3 protein-coding genes are annotated in these 2,130 nt (G+C 65.5%); 1 reads left to right on the top strand and 2 read right to left on the bottom strand.

Annotated features, from left to right (window positions below):
• Positions 1 to 530 (bottom strand): helix-turn-helix transcriptional regulator (locus tag WAW17_RS23035; protein WP_422335222.1); only part of this gene is annotated, 530 nt, incomplete at its 3' end.
• A 233-nt stretch (positions 531 to 763) separates the two neighbouring features.
• On the opposite strand from WAW17_RS23035, the gene WAW17_RS23030 reads away from it, so the two are divergent.
• Positions 764 to 1,336 carry an FHA domain-containing protein gene (locus WAW17_RS23030; protein ID WP_422335221.1) on the top strand — a complete coding sequence of 191 codons (573 nt, stop codon included), beginning with the start codon at positions 764 to 766 and terminating at the stop codon, positions 1,334 to 1,336.
• A 429-nt stretch (positions 1,337 to 1,765) separates the two neighbouring features.
• Here WAW17_RS23030 and WAW17_RS23025 read toward each other — a convergent pair.
• On the bottom strand, positions 1,766 to 2,130 hold a 365-nt coding region (locus tag WAW17_RS23025), incomplete at its 5' end, for a DUF952 domain-containing protein (RefSeq protein ID WP_422335220.1).

Raw genomic sequence — 2,130 nt, 5'->3', positions numbered from 1 at the left:
ACTTCCAGGAACGGGCAGTGCCGCAACGGGACCACTGGTCGAGTGAGGTCGTCCACCACGCCCGGGGCGAAGCCGGACTCGGCCAGCACCGTTGACAACCGGCGGACCCCGTCGGCGGCGTCCACCGGCTGCGACGGGGCCGGCCGCTCCGCCAGGTAGCGACCCCACGCCTCCCCGGCCGTCTCGGCGGTGCGACCGGGCTCCGGCAGGATGTCGCTCACCAGGCTGGTCAACATCTCCGCCAGCAACCGATAACTGCGCTGGCCGGTGGACACATCCGAGGCGGTAGCGGCGTACACCATCCGGGGCCGACCGGGCTGGCGACGTTCTTCGGCGCGACGCTCTGCCAGACCCGTGTCGACCAATCCGTCCAGATGGAACCGGGCTGTATTCGGATGCAGGTCGACCCGCTCGGCGACGTCTTGCACACCCATCGGTTCCCCTGCGGCGCACAGCAGCTCCAACACCCGGGCCCGGGTCTCGCCGAGCGCGGTCGGCAGCGTCGGGTCGGTCAAGGTCCGCTCACTCATGCTGCCCATTTTAGACGAGACTACTAGTAGAAACCATCCGCGCTATGGGGAAGGCCTCGGACAAATGCCGACCGCCCTTCCCTTACCAGTTCAGGTGGTAGGGGTGATCTTGGTCACATATTTTGCAGCTTCCGCCTAGCGGCTAGTTTGCACTAATCTAATAGTAAATATTAGTCATCGTAGGAGCTGAGTCGCGAGCTTTGCGCTCCTCGTTGCAGAGAGAGGACCTCGTCGTGGCCGCACCATTCGACGTCACCGACACCATCATCGACTCCGGCGTTCGGGCCGGCTCTGGCATTCGAGACGACGCCTACCGTCTGTTCCGCGAGTATCGCGAGCAGGTCGCACTGGTGTCCGAGTTGCCACTAGACCGTCCATTGCGACCACAGACGTACGCCGCACCATGCGACGTCACCACCGCCCGTCGTCGATACCATCCGGCCGCCAGTGACCCGCCTTGGGGCCGAGGCGTCGCCGAGGCGCTGCCGCCTGGTACTGCACTGCTCGTGGTCATTCGCGGACCGAACCGCGGTGACTGGTTCCAGCTCGACCGGACGGTCACCACGATCGGACGCCACATCGACAGCGACATCTACCTCGACGACACGACCGTCGGCCGTCGCCACGCCGAGATCCAGCGGGATAACGACACGTTTCGGGTGACCGATGTCGGCAGCCTCAATGGCACCTACCGCAACCGGTCACCGGTCGACACCGCACTGCTCGCCGACGGTGACGAGATCCGGATCGGAAAATTCAGGCTCGCGTTCCTCACCACGCCGCTGTCAGCGGCAACAGAGGAATAGCCCCGATCGAGTGAGCTCAACGGCTTACCTCGTCGCCGTCAACGCCCAGCAATAGCATGGCCGACGCGATCGTGATCTGCACGCGCCGAGGGAGATCCCCGCGCGTCGACGCCGATCATCTCCTGCAATTCCACCGGTCCACCGCAGGGCCGGGCCACGCAACCAAACACCACGGTCGGAATTTCCGTCGCCGCGGTCGCTGCCGATCGCGCTGGCGTCGAGCGTCTCGTGTTCGCTCGAGGAGCGGCTTCGCGGAGGTGTAGAAGCCGATCACGCTCGACCCCGTTTCTCAGGATGCTGGACCCTGCTCCTTCAGTGGATGTTTGGCGCCGCGCCAGCGGCAGCCGGAACTGCCGCAGGGCCTCACCGGCGAGGCGTCGTGACTGCGTAATGTCACCCCCGATCAGGTCAGCCCTGTTCGGGTACTTGCTACGGCCTCGCTCCGCCGAGGGCGTATTCGGCAAGGTCGGGAACGGTCCACTTCCCGCTGTCTTTTTCGAGGGGGATCTGCGCGACGACGATGTCCGGATCCATCGGCAACGCTCCCATGATCCGGGGAGCCCGCGGGCCGGGAGTGGTTGATGTCTGAGCGGTGTCGTCCCATCGGATGTCGATACCAGCGTCGAGGAGTGCGTCCTGGTCGATCACGGCCACCACCAGCGGGAGGTCGACGTCGCCGTACACGGTGGCGAGGACGTGCTCGAGTTGCTCGGCGGTGGCGGCATGGATGAATCCGACCTGATCGAGTGTGTGGGCGCGGGTGGACCCTTCGTATTCCCCGAACCGTCCTGCGC

This window comes from Rhodococcus sp. (in: high G+C Gram-positive bacteria) (assembly GCF_049286785.1).
Lineage (GTDB): Bacteria > Actinomycetota > Actinomycetes > Mycobacteriales > Mycobacteriaceae > Rhodococcus_F.
This window is presented reverse-complemented; position numbering and strand designations above follow the sequence as displayed.